Origin of the sequence: Burkholderia sp. BCC1047 (assembly GCF_902833155.1) — a bacterium.
In the GTDB taxonomy this organism is placed as follows: domain Bacteria; phylum Pseudomonadota; class Gammaproteobacteria; order Burkholderiales; family Burkholderiaceae; genus Burkholderia; species Burkholderia sola.
In genome coordinates, this window is record NZ_CADFEH010000013.1 from 51,805 (window position 1) to 74,045 (window position 22,241).

A 22,241-nucleotide genomic window follows, 5' to 3' on the forward strand; every position below is an offset into this window, starting at 1 on the left:
CGGCAGCCATGCCGCGCGGCGTCGTTCGGACCCCTGAAAGCGGCGCGGACGCGCGCGTCCGGCGCCGCGCGCGATCATGCGATCACTGATCGAGACACCGCACGCACAGCCGCTTCGCCTGGCTCGCCGGCAAGCCGCGGCACATCATCACGACCGGGCGCGCATGGCACGACGGTGCGTCGGCGGAGGCGGCCGGCAACGGCAGCCGGCGCACGCGGTCGGGCGGCGTGGTCGCGGCCGCATCCATGCGGCGCTGCCGCGCCGGCGGCGGCACGTCGCGCACGACCGGGATCGGCTCGATGCCGCCTTCGTGCGCGTTGCGCTGCGCGCTCGCGACGACGCGGCTCACGTAGCCGGTCGAGAAGCCGGTCGTGAAGTTGCCGCTGTAATAGCACGACAGCGCCGCGCGCAACGCGGCCTGCGTCGCGCGGCCGGTGCCCGACGAGCGCGCGAAGCATTCGGTCAGGATCGCGCCGCCGGCCCGCAGATTGCGGCACGGCTCGAACATCGTCGCTTCGTCGAGCCCGTATTTCGCGAAATTGCGTTCGTTCACCTGCGCGAGACCGACGCTGTAGCTGAAGCCGCGCGACGACAGTTCGCGCGCGGTCGCGCGCGCCTCGTCGAGCGAGGCGGGCTGGCGCGCCAGATGCCCGCCGACCACGCCGATCGCATACGGATTGAAGCCCGACTCGGTGCGCACGAGCGCGGCGAGCGTAGCGGGGTCGACGTTCGGCGCGCACGCGCGCGCCAGTTGCGCGAAACCGGTGGCGCTGCCGGCTGCCTGCGCGACGCCGGGCTGGCCGCACGCGAGCACGAGCGCGACGAACGCGGCAACGCACGCGGCGGCGGTTCGCAGGGCGCGTGCGCGCATCATCCGGCTCCGGCGACCCGATACGACAGCACGAGCCCGTGCACGAGCAGCGACCAGCCGTCGAGCGCGACGAACAGGAGCAGCTTGAATGGCACGGAGATCGTCGTCGGCGAGATCATCTGCATCCCTAATGCCAGCAGGATGTTCGCGACCAGCAGGTCGACGACGATGAACACGATGTAGATCACGAAGCCGATCTGGAACGCCTTCGTCAGCTCGGCGAGCGTGAAGCTCGGCACCAGCACGAGCAGGTCGTCGTCCTTGATGCCGTCCGCGCGGTTCTTCGGCCACACCGACGTCGCGGTGCGCACGAAGAATTCGCGATCGCGCTGCCGCGTATGCGAGACGAGGAAATCCTTGATCGGCGGCAGCGCGGCATCGGCGAGCGCGCCGATGTCCGACGTCGACAACTGTCCCGACGCATCGAAGTGGCGCGCCTGCAGCGCGTCGCGGATCGACATCCCGACGGGCGCCATGATGAACAGCGACAGGATCAGCGCGATGCCGTTCAGCACCAGGTTCGGCGGCACCTGCTGGATCCCGAGCGCGGAGCGCAGCAGGCCGAGCACGACCACCAGCTTCGTGTAGCTCGTCACCATCAGCGCCGCGAACGGCGCGATGCCGAGCGCGGCGATCACCGCGATCAGCGCGACCGGATTCGGCAGGTTGCCCATCGTTCAGCGCTCGCGCGGCGCGGGTTGCGTCAGCGTGACGACGCGTACGCCGAGCTTCTGGCCGACCGCGATCAGATGGCCGGTGCCGATCAGCATCCCGTTCGCGACGAGATGGATCACGCTCTGGTTGATGCCCTGCTGCAGCTCGATCACGGCGCCCGGCTGCAGCGCGCTCAACTCGCCGAGCGGCATCGACGTGGGCGGCAGCTCGAAGCGCAGGTCGACCGCGAGGCCGTCGAGCGAGCGCGGTGCGTCGGCGGGCGGCGCGTCGTGCGTCGTCGGCGGCGCGGAGTCGGTGCGGGTCGGTTCCAAAGGCATCTCCCTGATTCGTTCGACGGTCAGCCGGTTGCCCGACGGCCGTCCGGTGATCTCCCACGCCGGCGCGGCCGGCAGCCGCGCGACGCACAGCAGGTTCTGCTCGTGCGCCTGCCAGCGCTCGATCGCGATGATGTCGCCGCCGACGACGTCGGCCAGTTCGGCCGTCGTCAGCTCGGTGCGGCCGATCTCGAACACGAGCGGTACGGGCAGGCTCGCGTAGGCCGCGCGCGCGTCGGCGAGCGCGGCCGGCGCGGCCGCGAAGAACACGGCCAACGCATCCGGCGCGTCGAACAGCAGCGCGCCGTGGCAGCGCCACGCGGCGTCGGCGCGCCGCAGCTCGAACCGCAGCGCGGCCGGCGACGCGCGCCAGGCGGGCGCGTGGTCGGGCGGCGGCAGCAATTCCACGCGCTGCCGCGTCGCCGCCTGCAGCACGGCCGCGAGCGGCGCGCACAGGTCGGCGAGCAGCGCCGCGCGGATCACGGCAGGGACTGCCGGATCGGCCGCGTCGCCGAGCCATTCGGTTTCCGCGAGCGGATCGATCCACAGCGTGCCGGCGGCCGGGCCGACGACGAAGCGGTACGCGTGCGCATCGGCGGCCGGCTCGGCGTCGACGCGCCAGCGCACCTCGTACGCGTGCTCGCCCAGCGTGATCGGGACGGCGCCGGTCGCGCAATACGCATGCGACAGCCCGCGCGCGGCGGCGGCGGACAGGCGCGGCAGGTACGGCGACGCGTCGAGCGCGACCGCGGCCGGCGCGGCGGCGGGCGGCGGGGAAGCGGCGGGCATGGCCCGGTTCGCGGCGTCGCCGGCGTCGGCATTCGTCAGGAACAGCGCAGGCACGGCGGGATCGGGGCGGATTCGGCGTCGGTTCGACGGGTTGTTCTGATGCCGGCGGCGCCGAGGGGCGCGCGGCTGCTGCGTCGATTGTAGGGACGGCGATGGCCGCGTGCCGCGCCGGAATCCGTAGTCGCGACCAGCGCGCGCAGACGGCGGGAGCGCGGCGCTACGAAGCGTGACGAAGTGCGGCAGGGTGCAGCGGGGTGCGGCGGCCGGCGATGAAGCGGGCGGCGCGACGGCTGGCGATCAAAGGCAACCGCCGCCCGGAGGCGGCGGTCGGGGCGCGACTGGCTGGCGGGGCCGGACGGCGGGCAGGCCGCATCCGGCTGGCAGGTCGCGAGGGGCTGCGGATCCGCGCAGCGCGGTGGGGAGGCGTTGCCGGCGCGCCGCGAACGGGCGGCGCGCGGGTGAAGCGTTACGCGTAGTCGGCGGACATCGCCGGCTGCGGCGCCGCGCGCACGATCGGCGCCGCGTCGTGGCGCTCGACGTGCGTCATCGCCGCACCGAACAGCACGAGACGATAGCCGACCGCGTAGATCGGGATGATGCGCAGGTTCTTGTCGTGTTCGAGCTGCAGCTTCGAACGGATCCGCGAGATATGGGTGTCGAGCGTGCGCGACGACACGCCGAGCTCGCGGCCCCATACGGCTTCCTGGATTGCCTGCCGCGGCACGATCTTGTTCATGTTGTCGAGCAGGAATTCGACGACGTCGAATTCGCGCGGGGTCACGTCGACGACCTTGTTGTCGATTTCGATCGTGCGGCGGACGAAGTTGATTTTTATGTTGTCGATGTACAGGTATTTGCAATCCATGGTGGCCCTCGCATGTCCGTAAAGGAGTGTTTGCGGGGTCCTGTGCTGCAACTTCCGGGCCAGGGAGATGGTTGTCCGGCGGTGCTAGCACGCGGCAAGAGCACGGACGGCGGGGGAGCGTTGAATTTAAAAGAGTTTCTAACGGGGAACGCCGGGCGACCGATGAAAGGGGCCGGGCAATAGTGAAGGATTGTTACGTAGCATCGGGTGGCGGCGTTACGGGCGTTACGTCTGACGTAACGTGTGGGGAGGGCACCGTGACAAGCGGCCCAACCCGGGTCGGCGGCATGCGATGGGAACCCTACATGGAACCCTACATTTAACCCTACGTGGTCCACTGAAAAATCAATATAAATCATCAACATAAGTTATTATAATTGCCGACATTGAACCCTACATGGAACCGTACAGGGAAGCATGACGACCGTCGCTACCTTCGAACCGTTGTTTCCCGAGGATCGCGTACTCGATCCGCTGCTCGAGCAGGCCGCCGAACTCGTCGATTCTTCGCAGCGGTTGCTTGCCATACGCGATACCCCGTTGGCCACCGCACTCGTGCCGCAATTGCGCGCGATGAACTCGTACTACACGAACAAGATCGAAGGCCAGCACACGACGCCTGCCAAGATCGAGGCGGCGCTGCATCGGGATTATTCGACCGATCTCGTCGAGCGCAAGAAGCAGCGCTTTGCGGTCGCGCATATCGCGGCAGAAGCCGCGCTCGAGGAAGAGTGGCGTGCGCTTCCGGTCGCTGCGTTGTTCGAGCCGGCGCGAATCTCGGCCATTCACGATCGCTTCTTTTCCTGCCTGCCTGACGACGAGCGAATGACCGCCGATGGCGATGTCGTCGTCCCGGGCGAATTTCGGCGCGGGGACGTGACGGTCGGGCGCCATCTGGCGCCGGAACCGGAAATGATCGCGCCGCTGCTTCAGGCCTGGGCGACACGTTATGCGCGCATTCGGGCCAAGGAATATCAACTGATCGGCATTGCCTGTTCGCATCATCGTCTCGCCTGGGTGCACCCGTTCATGGACGGCAACGGGCGCGTGGCGCGCTTGCATTCGCATCTCGGGTTGCGCGCTGCCGATCTGACCCACGGTCTCTGGTCGCCGCTTCGCGGGCTGGCGCGAGAGCATGAGCAGTATTACGCGAGGCTGAGCGAGGCCGATCAGACGCGTCGCAACGATCTGGACGGCCGTGGCAATCTATCCCAGGAAGGATTGGTCAAGTTCGCCCGGTTTTTTCTCGACTGCTGTCAGGACCAGGTCGGTTTTATGGTGCATATGACCCAGTTCGACGGAGTGACGGGACGGCTGCTGGATTTGCTGAGGTTCCTGGAGGCCAACCCATGGACGATTCGCTCGGAAAAATCCGTGATCAAACCGGAAGCGGCGGCGCTGGCGATGGAGTTCGTGGCGCTGCGCCGGACCGTCACGCGTGCGGAATTCGCGCAGATGCTGGGTGTCAGCGACGTATTGGCGCGCAGGATCGTTCGATCGCTGCTGGACTACGGGCTGCTGACCTCGCCTTCGCATCGCGGCGAGCTTTCTTTTGGATTGCCGTTGAATAGCCTCCGGTTTCTGTTTCCGAGGCTTTGGCCCGAAGTCGAGCAGGAATGAGCGAGCGTGGCGGGCCGCGTCCTGTCATGCGGCTTCGGCCCGGATGAGCATGGTGTTGGCGATGCGTTGAAAAACACCGGCCACGGCGCCTACCTCGCGCCGCAGCCGGCGTCCCGGCCCATCAAGCCTTCGTGCTCTCCGCCGAATCGAACGGCAGCACGTAATGCCGCTTGCCCGTCGCCGCGAAGATCGCGTTCGCCACGGCCGGCCCGACCGGCGCGACGCCCGGCTCGCCGACTCCGGTCGGCGCCTCGGCCGACGGCACGATATGCACCTCGACCTTCGGCATCTCGGCCATCCGCAGCACGTGATAGCCGTCGAAGTTGCGTTGCTCGACCTGGCCGTCCTTCAGCGTGATCGCGCTGTGCATTGCCGCGCCGAGCCCGAAACCGATGCCGCCTTCCATTTGCGCGGCGACGATGTCGGGATTGATCGCGATCCCGCAGTCGACCGCGCACACCACGCGCTCGACCTTCACCTTGCCGTCCGCATCGACCGACACCTCGGCCACCTGCGCGACATAGCTCTTGAACGCCTCGGCCACCGCGATCCCGCGCCCGCGGCCCTTCGGCAGCGGCTTGGCCGGATCCCAGCCGGCCTTCTGCGCGGCCAGCTCCAGCACCGCGCGCATGCGCGGCTCCTTCGCGAGCAGGTCGCGGCGGAACGCGTACGGATCCTTGCCGGCCGCATGCGCGGCTTCGTCGATGAACGCCTCGACCGCGTACGCCGTGTGCGAGCTGCCGACCACGCGCCACCACAGCACCGGCAGGCCGACCTGGGTAGTGGTGAGTTCGACCGACACGTTCGGCACCGCGTACGGCAGATTCGCCGCGCCCTCGACCGACGTCGCGTCGATTCCGTTCTTGACCATGAATGCCTCGAACGGCGTGCCGGCGAGGATCGACTGTCCGACGATCCGGTGACGCCAGCCCACCAGCCGACCGTCCGCGGTCAGGCCCGCGTCGAGCTTGTGGAAGTACATCGGCCGGTAGAAGCCGCCCTGGATGTCGTCCTCGCGGGTCCATTGCAGCTTGACCGGCTTGCCGTCCGCGCCGAGCGCCTTCGCGATCGACACGGCCTCGACCACGTAATCCGACCACGCGTTCGCGCGCCGGCCGAAGCTGCCGCCCGCATACAGCGTGTGGATCTTCACCTGTTCGGGCTTCAGTCCCGCGACCTTGGCCGCGTTGCCCTGGTCGACCGTCTGGAACTGGTCGCCGGCCCAGATCTCGCAGCTGTTCGCCGTCAGCTTGACGACCGCGTCGAGCGGCTCCATCGGCGCATGCGCGAGATACGGGAATTCGTACGTCGCGCTGATCTTGCGCGCCGCGCCGGCGATCGCCGCATCGGCATCGCCGTCCTTGCGCGCGGACGCGCCCGGCTTCTCGGCGAGTTGCCGGTATTCGCGCATCAGCTCGTCCGAGCCGCGCTTTTCCGCCTTCGTTTCGTCCCAGTCGATCTTCAGCGCGTCGCGGCCCTGTTTCGCGGCCCAGAAGCCCGTCGCGACGACCGCGATACCGCCCGGCACCTGCACGACCGAGACGACGCCCGGCACGGCCTTCGCGGCCGTCGCGTCGAACGATTTCACCGTCGCGCCGAAGCGCGGCGGCCGCTGCAGCAGCGCGACGCGCATGCCGGGGAACGTCGTGTCGAGCGTGAAATGCGCGGTGCCGTTCGATTTCGACGATGCATCGACGCGCGGAATCCGATGCCCGATCAGCTTGAAATCGGCCGGCTGCTTCAGCGTGACCTTGTCCGGTACCGGCAGCTTCGACGCATCGGCGACGAGCGTGCCGTACGCGGCCGTCTTGCCGCTCTTTGCGTGCGTGACGACGCCGTTGGCGGTGGTCAGCTCGGCGGCCGGCACCTTCCAGCGGGCCGCGGCGGCCGACACGAGCATCGCGCGCGCCTTGCCGCCCGCTTCGCGCAGTTGCTGCCACGAGTTCGACATGGCCGAGCTGCCGCCCGTGCCCTGCATCGTGCCGAACGCGAGGTTCGCATAGCGCTTCGCATCGGCCGGCGCGCTTTCGACGCGCACGCTCGACCAGTCGGCGTCGAGCTCCTCGGCGACGATCGTCGCGATGCCCGTATACGCGCCCTGGCCCATCTCGACGTGCTTCGCGATCACCGTGACGGCGCCGTCGGGCGTGATGCGCAGGAAGGCGTTCGGCGCGAAATCGCCGGCCGGCGCGGTCGCGGCGAGCGCGCGGCGGCCGAGGCCGGCCCAGTCGAAGCCGATGGTCAGGCTGACGGCGGCAGCGGCGCCCGCGGCTTTCAGGAACGTGCGGCGCGACGGGCGCACCGCATCGGTGTGGTCGAGTTCGATCGTCATGGTCAGGCTCCCAGCGTCGCGGCCGCGTCGTGGATCGCGGCCCGGATGCGGGCGTAGGTCGCACAGCGGCAGAGGTTGCCGTTCATCGCCGCGTCGATGTCCGCATCGGTCGGCTTCGGGTTCTGTTCGAGCAACGCGGTGGCCGACATGATCTGGCCGGACTGGCAGTAGCCGCATTGCGGCACCTGCAGCTTGACCCACGCGGCCTGCACGGCCTTCGCGGGCTTGCTTTGGACGCCTTCGATCGTCGTGACGTGCTTGCCCGCGATGCCGGCGAGCGGCAGCACGCACGAGCGCACGGCCTGGCCTTCGAGATGGATCGTGCACGCGCCGCACTGCGCCATGCCGCAGCCGAATTTCGTGCCGGTCAGTCCCGCGTGTTCGCGAATCGCCCAGAGGACGGGCATCGACGGATCGGCGTCGAGCGTGACGTTCTTGCCGTTCAGGACAAACGAGGTAGGCATGTTGTATGTCTCCGTGGGGAAAACCCGCCTTACGGGCAGGTTAGCCGGGAGTGTGCGCGAGCAGCCCGAATTTGCGTCTACCCAATCCTGCAAATTTATTGAACAATCCTGCAAATCCCCGGCACGCCGCAGGCCGTTTCGCTATGCTCGCGCGACACGGGAAATCAATCGAGGATGCGTCATGGACATGACCGATATCGTCGCGTCGCGCGAATCCGGGCGACGCGAGCTGGCGTCGCTGATCGGCCGTTTCGCGCCGGCGGACGGCTCGCATTCGACGGCCGTACCGGGCCTGATGCTGCATCGGCACACGCGGCCGGTCGATCTCGGCTGCGGCGTATCGCGCGCCGCGCTGGTGATCGCCGCGCAGGGCGCGAAGCGCGTGATCGTGGCCGGCCAGGCTTACGAATACGACACCCACAATTGCCTGATTACGTCGATCGACTTGCCGATCCTCTCGCGCGTGACGCGTGCGTCGGTGGACGAACCGTATCTGTGCCTGTCGCTGACGCTCGATCCGCAGCGCATCGTCGAGCTGGCGGCCGAGATGCGGCTGCCCGAGCCGGACGCGGGCCCGGAAGGCGAGGGGATCGCGCTCGCGGAGCTGACGCCGCCGCTGCTCGATGCGGCGCTGCGGCTGCTGCGGCTGCTCGATACGCCGGCCGACATCGCGGTCGTCGCGCCGCTGATCGAGAAGGAAGTGCTGTACCGGCTGATGACGAGCGGGCAGGGCACGCGGCTGCGGCACATGGCGATCGCGGGCAGCCAGACGCACCGGATCGCGCGTGCGATCGAATGGATCCGCGATCATTTCGCGGAGCCGATGCGCGTCGAATCGCTCGCGCAGGCGGTCAACATGAGCGTGTCGTCGCTGCACCATCATTTCAAGCACGTGACGACGCTCAGCCCGCTGCAGTACCAGAAGCAATTGCGACTGCACGAGGCGCGGCGGCTGCTGTTGCTGCGGCAGGGCGGCGACGTCGGGTCGGTGGCGGCCGTCGTCGGCTACGAAAGCGCGTCGCAGTTCAGCCGCGAATACAGCCGGCTGTTCGGCGCGCCGCCGATGCGCGACGTCGTGCATCTGCGGAAGAAGGAGTTGCTCGGCTGACGGGCGGCGCGCTCCGGTTCTGCGCAGTGCCGGTCGCGCCACGGGTCGCGACCGAAATCGTCGACCGTCCGATGCGGGCCTTCGTCGAAATCGAACGTTTGTGTCTCACGCGCGAGCCTTGGGGACAGGGAAGCACTCACGGAGATTGCTGGATCGTTACGGTTCGATGCGACGAAACGCGCGATGAATCAGGCTTTCACGAGATTGAAGACGTGAAAGCCGTTTTGAATCGAAATGTTTCAGTGATGAGAATCAAACGGATAACCGAGTGAAGATGTCTGTTCGATGAATCGATCGTCGTCGCTTCGTGCGCGAAGGTGAATCGAACGGTGAAAAAATGAAGGCGCCCGTTTGTGTCGGAATTGGACGTTTTCATTCGTTCGGTTATTGCGACTGCAACACGCCGGATGGCACGATTTTTCGCCGCGTGATGGTGCGGGTATTTTCACGGATGAATCAAATTCCTTTTGCATTTCTGGGTGAGCCCGTGTTCCGGCCGTATCGGCGGCCGTTCGGCGTGGCGCATCGAGCGACCGGCCCTCGTTCGTCGGGGTAATGGACGGCATGCTGGCATGCCGCGACACGCGGTTTGTCAGCGGAAACGCGCGAACCCCGCGCGGCGAATCGAGATTCGCCTCTCAAGATTGAAACACCCGTTCGCACGGGTGTCCGCCAACGCCGGGCGAGCCGGATTCTTCCTTCAAATCACGGTATTGCGTCAAGATCTTCAATGATCGCTGTAAGGCGCGCTTCGTTATCGCGATACATTCATGAAACGAAAAAACGCCGTTTCTGGAGAAATGATCAGGCCTGGCGGCCGCACGCCGGATGCAATGCTCGGTGGAATATCGCATGGCATGGGGTTTGCGATATAGGACGCACCGGCGAGCGGTCGACACGATGCAACAACGATGTGGGGGCGGCCAGTTCGTCACATGCCTGTCGGGGAAACGGCGATGAACACTATAAGCAGTGGCATGATCCGCGCATTTCTTGCGCACCAAAGGGGTAGTGGGAACGATCGGGGTAGCGCTTGCGACGCCGTGCCAGCGTCGTCGATCGCGCGTTGCCTGTTTGCCGCCCTCCGCGCGCGCCGCGTGGTGGCGCGCTCGTCGCTTCGCGCGGCCACCCGCCGACAGCGGTGCTCCACTTCATTCAGCATTCCCGGATGTGGCCTGCTGTTCGTGCCGGACAGCGTGGCGCCGATTCCTCTTCAACCGTGCAGTGCCGTTTCGATCGCGCCGGGCCAGCCGCGGCGCCGGCCGGACTAGATCGAACGTGCGTCGGCCGGTTATCGGGAAGGCCTTTCTTCGTCAGCTCAGGGAGCAGACATGTCGTCTGGCTGCAATGCAGGCCCGTTATCGCCCGGATGAAGGGTGCGTGTCGAGCGGGCACTGCATTTTGCGGTAGTCAATACATTCGCTGATTTTCAATTCCGGAAACGGGCGCCAGTGCCGGCATTCGTTTTCGACGGGGTATTGAAAATCGCGAGCCGGAAAGATGTGCGCGTCATTTCGGTTAATTGAATCAAGGGTGTTTTTTGGCCATCTCAATGATCGTAAAAATAATAGAAAACACCTACCAATAAACTTTGGACAACTTAAAAACATAAAACTAGACTTCGGCTGGAAAAATAAAGCGCCGATTTTATATAAAGCATTGATTTATCAATTTTATGGTAATCCTTACTTTCAAGGATTGCTCGCGGCTGGAAGGTCGATGGCGTGCGATCTTCCGTGCTCATTCTCTCCACGCCGTTAGGAGTCCACCATGAAGAAGCTTCTGATTGCAGCAGCAGTTCTGGCGGTTTCGGGTGCAGCGTTTGCCGGCAGCGGCACGGTATCGAGCAGCAATTCGTCGAGCGGCGGCCAGACGATGGCCGGGGTCACCGGGTTCGGTCACTTCTCCGCGACTGATTCCGGCGCGGCACTCGGCGCAGCCGGCGCACTTGCCGGCGGCCCCGGCAGCGGCTCGATCTCGTATACGAGCCACACGCAAACGTCGACGGTCGGCGGCTTCGGCTTCGGCGGCTCACAAGCAGGCGGCAGCAGCGGCGCGAACGCGGGCTCGACCGGCTGGACGTATCACCACTAAGCCGCGACGCATAGCGTTCGTCACTGGCTGGCGGGTCGGATGCCGGGCCTTGCCCCGTGCGGGCAGGCCCGGCTCCGCCACCGTCGAACTTCCTCACGGCAAGGAATTGCTATGAAAGCCAAAGTCATTTTAGCGACAGCGCTCACCGTCATTTCGTCCGCTGCGTTGGCGGCCGGATCGTCCACGACCAACCAGACGCAATCCGTTGCGGCGGGTGTTTCCGGTTCGGTGCTGGTCGGCTCCGGCAGCTATACCAGCAATTCGACTTCGACGGCCGGTGCGAATGCAGGAAGTACCGTGACACCCGCCGGCTCCGCCGGCACGGCGTCCGCGTATCACAACTCGACTTCGACGGCCAGCGGTTGGGGCACGAACGGGGGCGCGTTCGCGGCAGGCGGCGGGATCGGCGCCGCCGGTTCGTTCGCCGGAAACGGCAGCACGAACGAGAACGCGAATGCGCTTTCGGGAGGGGTGACCGCCACGATCGTACTCGGCGCGAACCACTACACGGCCACGGGCGCGAACGACCACGGCATCGCCAACGCGGGTGCCATCGGGTGGACGGGCGGCGGCGGGTCGGGCGCGATCGCGGGCTCGAATCACACCAACGTGTCGACCGTATGGAGTACCGGTCCGGCCGGTTCGCCGTCCGCATCGGGCGGAAGCCAGGGCGACTCGAGCGCGACCGGGAGCAGTCATTAGTCAGGGGTGGGGGGAGACCGGTTTCCCAGCGACGCTGGTCTCTTTTCCGCATTGTTGTCACGTAAGGAGTTGGCATGAAGCAGAACGTGATTGCCGCCGCTCTGATGCTCGCGTCTCTGACGGCGTATGGCGCTGACCGTGCTCCCGATGGTGTGCAATCGACTATGCAGACGTCAAACAACCCTGACCAGACAACCAAACCGTCAGAGCAACACACGCTTTCGTCGGGCAGTGCCATCGGCGGACCGGACACCCAGCAATGGCGGGGCATGTCGGCCGGCTCGTGGTCCCAGCTGGGCAGCGGCTGGAAGCAGTTCGGGGAAGCAGCGAAAACTGAAGGCATTCAGGGGAATTAGTACGGTTGCCTGGGTGGGAGGTCAAACCTCGTCCGGAGAGTGAAATGAACAGCAACAGGATCAAGGTGGCATGTGCGGCGATGTTCGCGATGACCACGATCGGCGCCCACGCGCAAACCGCCGATTCGACGTCGAGCGCGCAGTCGTCGACGTCGTCGACCGCGATCAGTCAGGGCGGTGGGTCGAGCATGAACACGAATACCACGAGTTCGCGCGGCGGCAATGCCAGCAGCAGCAGCGGCGTGCGCGGCAGCGGCAATTCGAGCGTGAACGTCAACGTGACGATGCCGTCCGGCACGGCCGGCGGCAACGTAACGCCGCAGAGCGTGAACTCGCTCCAGTCGTCCGGGGCGCCCGGCACCAACCCGTACAACACCCAGATCTCGGAAAACGTCAATTATTCGGGCACGCAGACGATCAAGACGAACCCGTCGATCCAGGCGCCCGGCCTCACGACCACGCTGTCCGATACCTGCATGGGCTCGGTGAGCGTCGGCGTGTCGTTCCCGGGGTTCGGCGCGACGGGCGGCACGACGCTGGTCGACCAGGCCTGCGTGCGGCGTCTCGATGCGCGTGAATTCCGTGCGATGGGGCTGACCGACGTGGCGCTCGCGCTGCTGTGCCAGAGCGACGCGAACCGGCGCGCAGTGGAAGCGACCGGACACCTGTGTCCGGGCACGAGCGCGCCGCTCGCGCGTTCGAACGTGGCGCCGAGCGTCGAAGCGACCGTCGCGGACGACATCAAGTATCGCGATCCGATCGTGCGCAACCGGATGGGCCTGCCGCCGCTCGGCTCGGCCGCGCCGGCGCCTGCACCAGCACCGACGCGCCCGATCGAGACGGCTTCGATGCGCGCGGCGCCGGTTTCGGCGCCGGTCCCGGCGGCCGCCGTCATCGCCGCGCCGGCTGTGGCAGACAAGGCATCGCCAGCGCCTGCCGCACCGGTTGCCGAGACGAAGGCGCCGGAGCCCGCACAACCGGTCGCCGACAAGGTGCCCGAGCCAGTGCCGGCCGTTGCCGACAGGGTCTCCGAGCCTGCGCCGGCCGTTGCCGACAAAGCGCCCGAGCCAGTGCCGGCCATTGCCGACAAAGCCCGCGAGCCTGCCCCGACCAACGCCGCGCAGGCCGCAGGCGAGCCGGTGGCCGAACCGATGCCGGCGGCAGCCGTCGCCGCGGCGCCAGCAGCCGACACGAAGGCAGCCGAGCCGGCGCCGCAGGCAATCGCCGCAGCGCGTGCACCGGAGGCCGCGCGACCTGCGGTCGCCGCCGCGCCCGCCGACATGTCGGCCGCCGACGCGACCGTGCCGGACGCGGTCGAAGCGGCTGGCACGGCGGCTGCACGAGCCGCCGGCATGCCTGCGTTGACCGATCCGGCGCAAGCGTTGCCGCCGGCCACGGTCGAACAGCGGGCCGCGCCGGCGGCACCGCTCGCGCCGGCGCCGACCGTCATCTCGACGAGTACCTCGTCGTGAGCCTGCGGGCCGATCTGCCATGCGACTGGCGCGCCGGTCGCGCGGCAGGCGTTCGGCCCGATGCCCGACCCGCTTTTCCGGTTTGACGGGTGTTGTTCCGATCCCCGAGGTCAACACCTCTTTTTGCGTGACGAGGATGCAGGGAGGCCTCAATCATGAGGATCTTTTGGGTCGCTTTGCTGCTGGCCAGCGTACAAGCCGCTGCGCAGTCGGTTTTCCAGAATCCCGCGGTCTTCGTCATCCTGAACGAGCAGACCCTCGCGAACGCCGCGAGCGTCCAGCAGGCGCTGTCGACGCTCGGCCGTCCCGACAACACCGCATGCGCGCCGATGATGATGATCGGCGATCCGCAGATGGTCTACATGATGCCGGAGGCGGGCCACGCGCCGTCGTGGCAATCGCCGGTGTACGGCCGCGGTGCGCCGTTCGACGCGCAGAACGGGCCGAAGCCGACCGGCAAGACGGTCGGCGCGATGCAGCACGCCGAGGACATGCGGACGCAACCGTGGAGCGACGGCAGCGCGATCACGCAGAAGATCGCGGGCGAGTCGAGCGTCACGGCGGCGGACCGGGTGAACGAATGGCGGCACACCGGGCTCGACCGGATCGAGACGGCTCGCGCGTCGGACGTGACGGTGAACGGCAAGACCTACCGCGCGTATCGCGACGATCTCAACGGCCACGCGCAACCCGTCGTCGAGCCGCAGATCTACACGCAGCGCGTCGTGTTCTGCCGATGAAGCATCGATTCGAGGACGGAGCGGCGTCGCGCCGCGGCGCTGCGAGCGCGCGACGCGCGATCGGGAAACGGCCGCTCCGATACACAACCTTATGCGGCGAGGCGATCGTGAACCATTGTTGTCAGCTCGGCATGTCAGGCCCGCAGGAGGTCGAACGGCAGGTAAGCGCGCTGCCGTTCGTCGCGGTCCGGCACCCCCCCGTCGCGCCATCGCGGCCGCTCGTCTACCTGTCGCGGCAACACGATGCCGCGCTCGTCGAGGCGCTCGCGTCGCGCGGCTGGGACGTGCGGCGCGCCAAAACCGTCGCGGACGCGCTGAATCTCGTCAAGGCGAACCGTCCGCACGCGGGCATCGTCGATTTCGCCGGTTTCGCGGCGCCGGACGTCGCGTCGTTCGAGACGCTGCTGCGCGACCCGCGTGTCGGCTGGGTCGCGCTCGCCGACGGCGAGCGGCTGCGCAACCTCACGATCGCGCGGCTGATCCGCCGCTGCTGCTTCGACTACGCGCGCAATGCGGCGGCCTATACGACGATCGGCTATCTCGTCGGCCATGCATACGGGATGCTGACGCTCGCGGACGGCGACCCGGCCGCGGAGGCACCGCCGCCCGGCGGTGCGATGATCGGCGCGTGCGACGCGATGCGCCGGCTGTTCGCGACGATCCGCAAGGTCGCGAACACCGAGGCGAGCGTGTTCATTGCCGGCGAATCCGGCACCGGCAAGGAGCTGACGGCGGCGGCGATTCACCGGCAGTCGTCGCGTGCCGACGCACCGTTCGTCGCCGTGAACTGCGCGGCGATCCCGGCGACGCTGCTGCAGTCCGAATTGTTCGGGCACGAGCGCGGCGCGTTTACCGGCGCGCACCAGCGCACGATCGGCCGCATCGAGGCCGCGCACGGCGGCACGCTGTTTCTCGACGAAATCGGCGACATGCCGTTCGAGAGCCAGGCGAGCCTGCTGCGCTTCCTGCAGGAAGGCAAGATCGAGCGGCTCGGCGGGCACGCGTCGATTCCGGTGGACGTGCGGATCGTGTCGGCGACCCACGTTGATCTCGAGGCCGCGATGCAGGCCGGGCGATTCCGCGCCGACCTGTACTACCGCCTGTGCGTGCTGCGTATCGACGAGCCGCCGCTGCGCATGCGCGGCCGCGACATCATGCTGCTCGCCGATCACGTGCTGCAGCGCTACCGCGGCGACGGCTCGTACCGGATTCGCGGCTTCACGCCGTGCGCGATCGCGGCGATCCACAACTATCCGTGGCCCGGCAACGTGCGCGAGCTGATCAACCGGATCCGCTTCGCGGTCGTGATGACGAACGGCCCGCTGATCTCGGCCGCCGATCTCGAGCTGCGCCCGTACACGTCGTTGCGGCCGCCGACGCTCGCGCAGGCGCGCCGGCAGGCCGAGCGGCACGCGATCGAGGAAACGCTGCTGCGTCACCGCCACCAGCATGCGGATGCCGCGGCGGAGCTCGGCGTCTCGCGCGCGACGCTGTACCGGCTGATGAACACGCACGGGCTGCATGGCTGACGCGCCGCGGCGCGCGGCCGCTCAAGACCGCGTGGCGGCAGCCGTTAAAACAGCCAATGGCCGCGGCCGGCGCGCGCATCGATCGGCGCGCAACCGGCACGCGGCGCATCACGTTTATCCGAGGTCATCGTGGCAGAGTGTAGTCACTGCGGCAGGACGTTCCTGATCGGCGGGCAGTCGATCGACGGCCGCCGCTATTGCAGTCCGGCATGCGCACGGGCGCATCCGGTCGTCGTCGAGGCCGAACGGGTGCCCGACGCGAAGGTGCGGCAGTACGTCGACGACTGGCGCTACGGGCCTTGCCCGATCTGCCTGCGCGAAGGGCAGCCGGTCGACGTCCACGCGTCGCATCGCGTCGTGTCGCTCGTGTTCGTCACGCGCTGGGCGACGCGGCGCCACGTGTGCTGCCGCCGTTGCGGCCGCAGAAAGCAGGCGGTTGCGCTGCTCGCGTCGGCCACGCTCGGCTGGTGGGGGCTGCCGTGGGGCATCGTGCTGACGCCGATCCAGCTCGCGCGCAACGTGCTGGGCCTGGCCGCGCGCGATCCCGAGGCCGCGACGCCGCAGTTCGAGGCGCTCGTGCGGCGCAAGCTGGCCGCGCGCCGGCTCGCGCGCGCGGAGCGGGGCGCCGGCGCCTGATCGCGCGCTTCGGCGCGCCATGCGCGCTAAGGGCCAGTTCGCTCAGGGCCCGTTATTAGCGTGAACAGGCCCTATGCCGGCCGGTCGAAGCCCGATGCGACCCAGCGTTCGGCGCTGGCCTTGTTGAGCTTGAACCCGGCCGACACCTTCGCGTCGGCCAGCAGCTCGCCATACGGATCGAACGCCTTGAGCTGCGCATACGGCTCGAACTCGTCCGGCACGATGTCGAGCGTCACCGACACATCCTGCCCGGCTTCGTCCTGCACCGTCACTTCCTTGTGCAGCAGCGCGCGCCGCTGCTGTTCGTGCCGCATCAGCACTTCGGTCGCGGTTTTCACGAGCGTGCGGAACGCGTTCGCGTCCATCGGCTTCGGGTTCTTCTTGTCGCGACCCATGGTCCACGGCCCGACGAGCGCGGGCTCGGACTCGCCGTCCTTGACCATCTCGACGGCCCAGCCGTCGTCGTCTTCGTTCTTGATGATGCGGGCCGTCCAGCCGTTGTCGCGCCAGAGGCCGTCTTCGTGGATGGGGGTGTCGTCGGATTGCAGGTCGGAATCGGTCATGAGGAAAGCGGGAGGTCGGGCAAGCCGGCGAAGGGGGGACGCGCGGCCGGCATCGGCGCGTCGCTCGCCGCCGGCGGCCCGGGGTGGCATGCAAACGCGCAATTTTACCTGCTGACCGGTCGTGCGGCGCGCAATACCGGCCATCGGGCCGATGCCGCGACGGTCGATCGACGGCCGCCGGGCGTCGAGCCGGTGCAAATATCAAACGCGTATTACGTCTTCGGCGGCCAATTCGTACGCCGTCCGATATCGCGCGCGGGCAGACATTCATAGAATCGACATTCAGGCTAAAAATAGCCTGAATGTCCTTTCAACGCCCAACCGGTCGCGCGCGTGTTGTGTGGCGCGGCCGGTGAACCACCAGGAATTGCGCATGAGGAAATTCAATGTTCGCATCGTCGTCGCGTACGACTGGCCGTTGACGCTGGCCGGTATCGAGCAGATCGCAGGCGGCGCCTGCGCGATCGAGCTCGCCGCGGTTTACCGGAGCGCGGCCGAACTGGTCGCGTCGCTCGGCGGCGTCGATTGCGACGTCGTGCTGGTCGACTATGCGATTCGCGGCGACGAGCAGATGGACGGCCTCGCGCTGTTCGACTGGCTGCGTCGCACGCGGCCGAACGTCGGGATCGTCGCGCTGGTCGCGAACGAGAACCCGCTGATCTTCCGGTCGATCCTCGCGATCGGCGGCGTGGCCGTCGTCAGCAAGCTCGACGAGGTCGGCCATATCGTCACGGCGATCCATTCGAGCTATAGCGGCGCCACTTACCTGTCGCCGTCCGTGCGCCGCGCGGTCGATGCGCTCGGCACGCGCGGCGATACGCCGGTGAAGCTGTCGGCGCGCGAGATCGAGGTGATTCGCCTGTATCTGTCGGGCGTGCCGATCAAGACGATCGCGCAGCGCCTGAGCAAGGGCAAGCAGACGGTCAGCGCGCAGAAGATCAGCGCGATGAAGAAGCTCGGCGCGAGCAACGACGTCGAGCTGATCCAGCGCGCGGCGGGGCTGGGGCTCGGGAGCGGCGAGGCCGCGCGGCGGGCGGGCAGCGCGGCGTGAGTGCGGGGCAGGGCGGGTTTGCCGTCAGGCCGGCAACGCGAACCGCGTCACCGCGTCGCGCAGCGCCTCGGCCTGATCGCGCAGCGAATGCGCGGCGGCCGCGGCCTGTTCGACGAGGGCCGCGTTCTGCTGAGTGACCTGGTCCATCTCGCCCACCGCGCGGTTGACCTGCTCGATCCCGGCGCTCTGCTCGCGCGATGCGTGGCTGATTTCGTCGAGGATCTCGTTTACGCGCCGCACCGACTGCACGATCTCGGCCATCGTCTCGCCCGCGTGCGTGACGAGCGTCGCGCCGTGCTGGACCGTCTCGTTCGACGACACGATCAGCGACTTGATCTCCTTGGCCGCCGTCGCCGAGCGTTGCGCGAGCGACCGCACTTCGGCCGCGACCACCGCGAAGCCGCGGCCCTGTTCGCCCGCCCGCGCCGCTTCGACGGCCGCGTTCAGCGCGAGGATGTTGGTCTGGAACGCGATCCCGTCGATCACGCCGATGATGTCGCCGATCTTGTGCGAGCGATCGGTGATCTCGTTCATCGTGCGCACGACGTCGTCGACCACTTCGCTGCCGCGCGTCGCGACCTGCGCGGCCTGGCCGGCGAGCGACGCGGCCTGCGCGGCGCTGTCCGCGTTCTGTTTCACGTTCGCGGTCATCTCGTCCATGCTCGACGCGGTCTGCACGAGCGCGGCCGCCTGTTCCTCGGTGCGCTGCGACAGGTCGGTGTTGCCGGACGCGATCTCGCTCGCGCCGACGTTGATGTTCTCGGTGCCCATCCGCACGCGCGACACCATGTCGATCAGCCCGCCCTGCATCGTATGCAGCGCATGCAGCAGGCTGCCGCGATCGTCGTGCTTCACGGTCACGCGCGCGGTCAGGTCGCCCTGCGCGATGCGCTGCGCGGCGTCGAGCGCCGCTTCGAGCTCGCCGCCGAGGCTCGCGCGCACGCTTTTCAGCACCAGCACCATCACGGCCGTCGCGATCGCGCCGAGCACGGCCGTCATCGCGAACCAGCGGCCGACGCTCGCGAGCACCGCCGAGCGCACGTCGTCCATGTACATGCCGGTCACCAGATACCAGTCCCACGGCGCGAAGCGCTGCACGGCGCTGGTCTTGTCCTGCGGCTTGTCCGCGCCCGGCTTCGGCCACAGATATTCGACGAAGCCCTTGCCGCCTTCCGCGTTGCCGGCCTTCACGATCTCGACGAACAGGTGCTGGCCGTTCGGATCGGTGAAGTTCGACACGTCCTTGCCGTTGAGCTCGGCCTTGATCGGATGCATCACGATCACCGGCTTCGAATCGTTGACCGACACATAGCCGTCGGCGCCGTGGCGCATCGCGGCGATCGCCTCGAGCGCCTTCTGCTTCGCATCGGCTTCCGGCAGCGCGTTCTGCTGCGACAGCTTGTAGTAGTGATCGGTCACGCTCGCGGCCTGCGCGACCAGCGATGCAAGCTGGTCGCGGCGGTCCGCGATCATCGACGCGCGGGTCTGCCATGCGCCGAGCCCGGCGATCACGAGCAGGCCGAGCCACAGGATGACGATCATCGAGGCGAGTTTCTGATTCAGGGAGAGATTGCGCATGGTATGAGGTCGGTCAGTCGTGGAAGCTCGCCGGGACGGCGTGACGGGATACATGTTTTGACGGCGTGAAACGCGCGGCGCTGTAGGCGGGAAATCCCTTAGAAGATGCTGCGAAATCAATCGGACGCTGTCTTGCGTTTGTTCCAGCAAATCAAGCAGCACGCGAGCGAGAGGAATGCCTCGTGCACATGTGCGTACCGTTCGTAGCGAATCTTGAGGCGGCTGCGAAAAAGTTAACAGACCTAGGCCGTGATTTCGCCACAGCTTCTATGCGGCGCGTTATAAGGCGTCGCGCCGGACCGGAAAACGAACCCCTCCGCGCCTTCACAGGCCGGGGGGCGATTCAGTGACCAGGATTCATATGGAGAATTCGAGTTGTGGCCGTAACTATCGACATTGGCTCAGGAAAGCGCGCTACGCTTTCCAGTGACAGCGGGGCAATTCGGCCTGCGGAACAGCGCGCGGCTGTCTCAGAATTAATGCTCCATTGGCCGAAGTATTCCGCATTGATGGCGGAGGCTGCCAGCTACCTTCGGGAACTCGGGCTTGCCGGGTCGTTGTCCGGCGATCCCGTCGCCGCGCTTAGGTCAGCGATAGAGGACGGCCGGGTTACCGTCTCGATCGATAGGCCCGTGGCAAGTGGGGGTGCTGGGGGCGGTGGCGGACCATCAATACCGCCTTTCCCAAAGGGCAGTAGGTTTGCCAGTGTGCCGAGGATGGCTGCGCTTCCAGCGGACAAGCCGATACCGTCTTGGGCCGTACCAAGCGATGTGTCAGCCGGTGAACTCATGAGTTACCTTCAACGTGTCGTTGCCGGTACTGGCGGCGCACTAGCAGGCGGTGCGCCTCAACTTGCGAACTCGTTTGGATCGGGGTCGCCGCTAGGTGATGCGAACGTGTTTGACTACGCTGATAGCCCTTTGAGCGGTGACATTCAAGAGCTGGCGGCAAGCACGACTAACCCGAACTTTGCGGCGAAAATGCTTGGTTACCAGCGTAAAATCTTCGGCAACATGATCCACCAAATGAAAGACGCGAATGATTTGGGAGGGGCCGATAACGTTCTCTGGCACGACAACGGAGACGTTGAATTCAAAGGTGTCGTGATCGACAGCATGCACAACTACGGGGACTGAGCGGATCATGAAAAAACAGCAACTTGCACATGCATCATTCTCTATTTCAGGCGATCGCGTCGTCCCCAAATTTTGGACAGACTATTTCCGCGTCGTACCCGATACGGAGGTAACGAAAGGAGAACGGGTAAACGATCCGACAGGACAGGGGCGCGTCATAACGCGTCGCACGAGTGTTTGGGCGGTTCGCAGTGACGGAGCTGTCCACAGTGATCAACTGGAACCCCATCTTCGCTATCTCATCAAGCATCTGTCTTTGCCACGCCCGGACCTGCGCGGGCTTATCGACGGTGCGGGCGCTCGGGTCCGTCTCCGCTGCTATTGGGACAACGAGAGCGGTAAGCGCGTGCCGGACGTGCCGGACGATATCCGGGCTCTTGTGGAATCGCTCGGAGGCGAGGTCGAAGTCGATGAATACCGATAGAGCGGATCAACGCACCACTGAGAAGTACATGGCATTGCATTGGAGGGTTGTTCAGTCAAGCGACGTACTATCAAACTGAGCGTGCTTGTTGTCGTATGTGCAGCGATTTTTTGAAAAATATCGATGGATAACAAAGATCATATAAAGGACACTTTCGATCTTGAAAGAGGTAGGGCGATCGACGCATTTGCGAACATTGAGAGCCGGAAGCGAATGCGAGGACGACGAAAATTGTGCAGCCATGCGTGAGTACGCTCGACCACCCAGCGGAGCTTGCCTAGTCCGCTGCCGCATTCCATACGGCGCAGGGCGATCACCGGTTCGATACCACGCGCACGAAGCCGCTGACGATGCGGCTCGGAGTCATGGCCACGATCTGCGTAGATGACTTCGGGCTTGCGAAGCGGTCGGCTGCGTACACCGCGAAGTGGCGGGACCGCGTCGATGAGCGGCAGCAGCTAGGTAACGTCGTTGCGATTCGCGCGAATCAGGATGGCACCGATGGGGACGCCATTGGCGTCGACGAGGATGTGACGCTTCGAACCTGGTCGCGAGCGATCGGTGGGGTTCGAGCCAGTTTTTCGCCCGCCCCAACGGCTCGCACCGAGGATGAATCGACCGCTGCCTGTGAGAAATCGAGTTCGCCGACTTCGCGTAACTTCGCAAGCAGCAGTTCGTGCAACGCGCTCCACACGCCGGCCCTTTGCCAGTCGCGCAAACGCTTCCAGCAGGTCGGCCCGGAGCCAAATCCCAGCTTGGTCCAGAGGTCGCACCAGCGTATCCCGGTCTTGAATACGTTCAGGATGCCGTTCAGTGCAGCCCGGTTGGAAACCGGGAGCCGTCCTGGGTGTTTCTTGCGGCGTGGCTTTGGCGGTGGCAGCACTCTAAGAAGCGGTCATTTTCCGAGGCCCGCGACGCGGGC

The 22,241-nt window shown here is 66.6% G+C and carries 21 protein-coding genes and 1 pseudogene; 13 read left to right on the forward strand and 9 right to left on the reverse strand.

All coding sequences use genetic code 11. The features are described from left to right. Nucleotides 1-82 precede the first annotated feature (82 nt). From HWX55_RS15520 to HWX55_RS15535, 4 genes are all read right to left on the reverse strand, one after another. Nucleotides 83-871, reverse strand: coding sequence for a lytic transglycosylase domain-containing protein (locus HWX55_RS15520; RefSeq protein ID WP_175976353.1), 789 nt, complete (start codon nucleotides 869-871; stop codon nucleotides 83-85). Beyond that, entirely contained in the window at nucleotides 871-1,545 is a 675-nt protein-coding gene (gene sctR / locus HWX55_RS15525) for a type III secretion system export apparatus subunit SctR (RefSeq protein ID WP_006480865.1), read from the reverse strand. Before sctR ends, HWX55_RS15520 begins: the two co-directional genes overlap by 1 nt. A 3-nt stretch (nucleotides 1,546-1,548) precedes the next feature. Beyond that, complete coding sequence (gene sctQ, locus HWX55_RS15530; protein WP_175976354.1) at nucleotides 1,549-2,703, reverse strand: type III secretion system cytoplasmic ring protein SctQ; 1,155 nt, start codon at nucleotides 2,701-2,703, stop codon at nucleotides 1,549-1,551. 412 nt (nucleotides 2,704-3,115) lie between these two features. Beyond that, entirely contained in the window at nucleotides 3,116-3,514 is a 399-nt protein-coding gene (locus HWX55_RS15535) for a winged helix-turn-helix domain-containing protein (protein WP_175976355.1), read from the reverse strand. Between the two features lie 417 nt (nucleotides 3,515-3,931). Between HWX55_RS15535 and HWX55_RS15540 the strand changes: the two genes are divergently transcribed. Then, nucleotides 3,932-5,134 carry a Fic family protein gene (locus HWX55_RS15540; protein ID WP_175976356.1) on the forward strand — a complete coding sequence of 401 codons (1,203 nt, stop codon included), beginning with the start codon at nucleotides 3,932-3,934 and terminating at the stop codon, nucleotides 5,132-5,134. A 121-nt stretch (nucleotides 5,135-5,255) separates the two neighbouring features. Here HWX55_RS15540 and HWX55_RS15545 read toward each other — a convergent pair whose 3' ends face one another. Both HWX55_RS15545 and HWX55_RS15550 read right to left on the reverse strand, forming a co-directional pair. Beyond that, the gene (locus HWX55_RS15545; protein WP_175976357.1) at nucleotides 5,256-7,466 is read right to left on the reverse strand and encodes a xanthine dehydrogenase family protein molybdopterin-binding subunit; all 2,211 of its coding nucleotides are present in this window, start codon (nucleotides 7,464-7,466) and stop codon (nucleotides 5,256-5,258) included. A 2-nt stretch (nucleotides 7,467-7,468) separates the two neighbouring features. Further along, complete coding sequence (locus tag HWX55_RS15550) at nucleotides 7,469-7,930, reverse strand: (2Fe-2S)-binding protein (protein WP_175976358.1); 462 nt, start codon at nucleotides 7,928-7,930, stop codon at nucleotides 7,469-7,471. A gap of 181 nt (nucleotides 7,931-8,111) precedes the next feature. On the opposite strand from HWX55_RS15550, the gene HWX55_RS15555 reads away from it, so the two are divergent. The 9 genes from HWX55_RS15555 to HWX55_RS15595 all read left to right on the forward strand — a co-directional run bounded on the left by HWX55_RS15555 (nucleotide 8,112) and on the right by HWX55_RS15595 (nucleotide 16,567). Next, the gene (locus tag HWX55_RS15555) at nucleotides 8,112-9,038 is read left to right on the forward strand and encodes an AraC family transcriptional regulator (protein WP_050015052.1); all 927 of its coding nucleotides are present in this window, start codon (nucleotides 8,112-8,114) and stop codon (nucleotides 9,036-9,038) included. Between the two features lie 307 nt (nucleotides 9,039-9,345). Continuing rightward, nucleotides 9,346-9,594, forward strand: a complete 249-nt coding sequence (locus HWX55_RS15560) for a hypothetical protein (RefSeq protein WP_175976359.1) — start codon at nucleotides 9,346-9,348, stop codon at nucleotides 9,592-9,594. A gap of 1,214 nt (nucleotides 9,595-10,808) precedes the next feature. Beyond that, nucleotides 10,809-11,132 carry a hypothetical protein gene (locus tag HWX55_RS15565; RefSeq protein ID WP_175976360.1) on the forward strand — a complete coding sequence of 108 codons (324 nt, stop codon included), beginning with the start codon at nucleotides 10,809-10,811 and terminating at the stop codon, nucleotides 11,130-11,132. 111 nt (nucleotides 11,133-11,243) lie between these two features. Beyond that, nucleotides 11,244-11,834: a hypothetical protein gene (locus HWX55_RS15570; protein WP_175976361.1), complete on the forward strand. Its 591-nt coding sequence runs from the start codon at nucleotides 11,244-11,246 to the stop codon at nucleotides 11,832-11,834. A 74-nt stretch (nucleotides 11,835-11,908) separates the two neighbouring features. Next, nucleotides 11,909-12,190, forward strand: a complete 282-nt coding sequence (locus HWX55_RS15575) for a hypothetical protein (RefSeq protein WP_175976362.1) — start codon at nucleotides 11,909-11,911, stop codon at nucleotides 12,188-12,190. A 44-nt stretch (nucleotides 12,191-12,234) separates the two neighbouring features. Continuing rightward, on the forward strand, nucleotides 12,235-13,662 hold the full coding sequence (locus HWX55_RS15580) for a chemotaxis protein CheA (RefSeq protein WP_175976363.1): 1,428 nt from the start codon (nucleotides 12,235-12,237) through the stop codon (nucleotides 13,660-13,662). Between the two features lie 155 nt (nucleotides 13,663-13,817). Then, nucleotides 13,818-14,402, forward strand: a complete 585-nt coding sequence (locus HWX55_RS15585) for a hypothetical protein (protein WP_175976364.1) — start codon at nucleotides 13,818-13,820, stop codon at nucleotides 14,400-14,402. Between the two features lie 131 nt (nucleotides 14,403-14,533). Beyond that, nucleotides 14,534-15,931: a sigma-54 dependent transcriptional regulator gene (locus HWX55_RS15590; protein ID WP_175976365.1), complete on the forward strand. Its 1,398-nt coding sequence runs from the start codon at nucleotides 14,534-14,536 to the stop codon at nucleotides 15,929-15,931. A 129-nt stretch (nucleotides 15,932-16,060) separates the two neighbouring features. Beyond that, nucleotides 16,061-16,567, forward strand: a complete 507-nt coding sequence (locus tag HWX55_RS15595) for a hypothetical protein (RefSeq protein ID WP_175976366.1) — start codon at nucleotides 16,061-16,063, stop codon at nucleotides 16,565-16,567. A gap of 71 nt (nucleotides 16,568-16,638) precedes the next feature. On the opposite strand, the gene HWX55_RS15600 is transcribed toward HWX55_RS15595, so the two are convergent. After that, on the reverse strand, nucleotides 16,639-17,130 hold the full coding sequence (locus tag HWX55_RS15600) for a hypothetical protein (protein WP_175976367.1): 492 nt from the start codon (nucleotides 17,128-17,130) through the stop codon (nucleotides 16,639-16,641). A gap of 373 nt (nucleotides 17,131-17,503) precedes the next feature. On the opposite strand from HWX55_RS15600, the gene HWX55_RS15605 reads away from it, so the two are divergent. Continuing rightward, on the forward strand, nucleotides 17,504-18,181 hold the full coding sequence (locus tag HWX55_RS15605; RefSeq protein ID WP_175976368.1) for a response regulator transcription factor: 678 nt from the start codon (nucleotides 17,504-17,506) through the stop codon (nucleotides 18,179-18,181). Between the two features lie 24 nt (nucleotides 18,182-18,205). Here the strand turns inward: HWX55_RS15605 and HWX55_RS15610 are convergent, their stop codons facing one another. Continuing rightward, the gene (locus HWX55_RS15610) at nucleotides 18,206-19,759 is read right to left on the reverse strand and encodes a methyl-accepting chemotaxis protein (protein ID WP_175976369.1); all 1,554 of its coding nucleotides are present in this window, start codon (nucleotides 19,757-19,759) and stop codon (nucleotides 18,206-18,208) included. Between the two features lie 788 nt (nucleotides 19,760-20,547). On the opposite strand from HWX55_RS15610, the gene HWX55_RS36110 reads away from it, so the two are divergent. Together HWX55_RS36110 and HWX55_RS15620 are read left to right on the forward strand one after the other, a co-directional pair. Further along, nucleotides 20,548-20,895, forward strand: a complete 348-nt coding sequence (locus HWX55_RS36110; RefSeq protein ID WP_244140582.1) for a hypothetical protein — start codon at nucleotides 20,548-20,550, stop codon at nucleotides 20,893-20,895. Nucleotides 20,896-20,902: 7 nt separating this feature from the next. Beyond that, nucleotides 20,903-21,319, forward strand: coding sequence for a DUF4279 domain-containing protein (locus HWX55_RS15620; protein ID WP_089489538.1), 417 nt, complete (start codon nucleotides 20,903-20,905; stop codon nucleotides 21,317-21,319). A gap of 137 nt (nucleotides 21,320-21,456) precedes the next feature. Here HWX55_RS15620 and HWX55_RS15625 read toward each other — a convergent pair. Further along, nucleotides 21,457-22,202 (reverse strand): annotated as a pseudogene (locus HWX55_RS15625) (IS5 family transposase). Nucleotides 22,203-22,241 lie beyond the last annotated feature (39 nt).